At 38.2% G+C, this 2,469-nt stretch carries 2 protein-coding genes and 1 tRNA gene; 2 read left to right on the top strand and 1 reads right to left on the bottom strand.

Annotated elements, in window-relative coordinates; genetic code table 11:
* Nucleotides 1-1,134 (bottom strand): AAA family ATPase (locus H5202_RS20610; RefSeq protein ID WP_182773708.1); only part of this gene is annotated, 1,134 nt, incomplete at its 3' end.
* Nucleotides 1,135-1,358: 224 nt separating this feature from the next.
* Between H5202_RS20610 and H5202_RS20615 the strand changes: the two genes are divergently transcribed.
* Together H5202_RS20615 and H5202_RS20620 are read left to right on the top strand one after the other, a co-directional pair.
* A tRNA-Ser gene (locus H5202_RS20615) sits at nt 1,359-1,448 on the top strand.
* 663 nt (nt 1,449-2,111) lie between these two features.
* The coding region (locus tag H5202_RS20620; protein ID WP_182773709.1) for a PAS domain-containing protein at nt 2,112-2,469 on the top strand (358 nt) is incomplete at its 3' end.

A 2,469-nucleotide genomic window follows, 5' to 3' on the forward strand; every position in this document is an offset into this window, starting at 1 on the left:
TGAGGTAATACGGGCAGGCTCACCATAGGTATAATCGCCAGTATCAATAACCGTAAGGGCATTAATCTGGCCTACCATAGCGCCTTTAGTTGGCAGATTTATGAAATTATCATCAAAACTTTGAGCTGAATATACTTCAGAGCTATTGTGACGGAATTTTAATTTTTCCAGAGCTTTAGCAATTGCAGCTACATTCAATGTAGATTGACCTGAATAGACTTTTGCTTGACCTAATAATTGCCTAAACTCCAACATACTTAAGCTTAAGCGCTGTTGATGTTCAACCAAACGAGAGCTATACCAAAATAACGGCAATAAACTAGAGGGCTCTATTTCAACAGATTCAGCGTGTGCAAGCACGTTCAACCATTGCACATATGACGATTCAGGATGCTGTGTTAGATCAACTTCATTGCTCATTTCAGCCAGCAATGGGAAATGGCGACTAAAGTTACGATCTTCAACTCTCAGCTGGCTATACGATAAACCAGAGCCTACAGGCACAATCTTACAATTAAGTGGAATAGGGGCTAATTCATTATTGATACGATAAAATCCATCGTGGATAATTTGCATCAATAAATCCCACAAATTTTCACGCTGCCATAATGATGCTAAGCAAATAAACACAAAATGATTTTTAGCAAGTGCTCCAGGTTTATAAACACTGGATTTATCCGTTTTAAGCATTCTACCTAGCAAATCAGCACGGCGAATAGTCCCTTGTAAATAGCAGGACAGTGATTCTTGTTTAGCAATAATACCGACATGTTCAGGCGGGAGTGTTTGCTGCCACTTAAACAAAATATCGGCATCTTCTTGCGGCTTTTTAGTCGCAACAAGGTAATGACTTGAAGGCGTATTAGCTTGAGTTACCAACGCATCAATAAATAGTGGTCTATCAACCCCCAAAAAATCAGCAAGAAATAAATGTTGCGAATCTGTTCTACTCATTAATTTGAATGTTTCTACCACTCGTTCTTGACCAAGCAGTATATGGCTTGGGAAAGAAACTGAAGTCGATGCATCAGGTAAATGATATTGAGGAGCGAGTTTGGCACTAGGCAGTAGCGTTGAATTCATATAGTGGTAATTTAGCTGCGACAACGAAAAATAATGAGATGATATTAGCATAAAGCACCGTAAAAGCCTTAGCAGATTCAACTCTTAGACTTTACCTAGTGGTTGTTGAAGTGATGTAACTCTATAAAAGGTCAGACAACAAGCCTTAGGTTGATTAAAAACACCTCAGTGATGACAAAAATATGAGCATGCTGATTAAATGCTATACATTCGGAATTATTTTTTAACTTTATGGTTTACAAGCAAACGAGTTACTTATATTATTCAGCCCGTTCGGAGGGATGGCAGAGTGGTCGAATGCACCGGTCTTGAAAACCGGCAACGGTTTATCCCGTTCTAGGGTTCAAATCCCTATCCCTCCGCCACATTAAATAAAAAGGCCTTATCGAAAGATAAGGCCTTTTTATTTGGCAAAAGATAGAGATTTAAACCCCGGGTTCCTCTTTATTACAATCAAGCTGTCCCTCCGCAAGATCCAAGCCGAAACGATGAAAAGGTGCTGCAAATTGCCAGCATTGGTTGTGTGCTTAAGCATTAACTCCTCAAAACGACAATTCTCCTTATACTTGATAGATATCAAGGTTTTCTGCTGTTCTGAATTGCGTAGATGAAAGATAAATCACTCATTTAACGCTAATTTTTTAACCATGTGGATTGAAATTGGTGAGTTGATTAAATTTAGCAGAGCTATCGCGAAAGAGATGAAAACGGGTTATGTTACTTGTTCAGATGATGGGCGGCGCAGTTTTGTTCTACCGTTTTGGTCTTGGACATAGTGTAAAAAATTGAAGATCGAATCTCATCCTGTTTGTCGTTTTATTATGTTTTTCGCTCATTAACTAAGCGATTTGCTTTGATACTTAATTAAGCCTACCTTATATTAAAGAATATCTGTTCGTTAAAACGGCTTTAGTATTGAAGTTAAAAAACAATAATAAGTAGACTTTTGTGATTGATTAAAAGGCAAAAAATTATTATTTACAAAAGTTGATTAAATCCACAACTTTTTCCCAAACAGTATAAAGGCCATGCACAAGAATACGATAAGCCAAGAGGTTAATGAGTTAGTTTTAGACGCGACTAATGTTGGCGTCTGGGATTGGCGTGTTGAAAATGATGGTCTTGTTTGTAATGAACGTTGGGCTGAGATTATAGGGTATAGCTTATCGGAGTTAATGCCTGTTGATTACCAAACTTGGCTAGATGTATTGCACCCAGATGATTTGCCTAGGGCAATTAAAAATTATGATTACCACTGTCAAGGCCAAAGCGAACTTTGTGAGTTAGAAGTTCGTATGAAACACAAAAGCGGTCATTATGTTTGGGTATTGTCTACAGGCAAAGCCATTTCATGGGATGTTGAAGGCAAACCGACACGAATGATTG

Origin of the sequence: Shewanella sp. SG41-4, from assembly GCF_014164505.1 — a bacterium.
Taxonomy (GTDB): Bacteria; Pseudomonadota; Gammaproteobacteria; order Enterobacterales; family Shewanellaceae; genus Shewanella.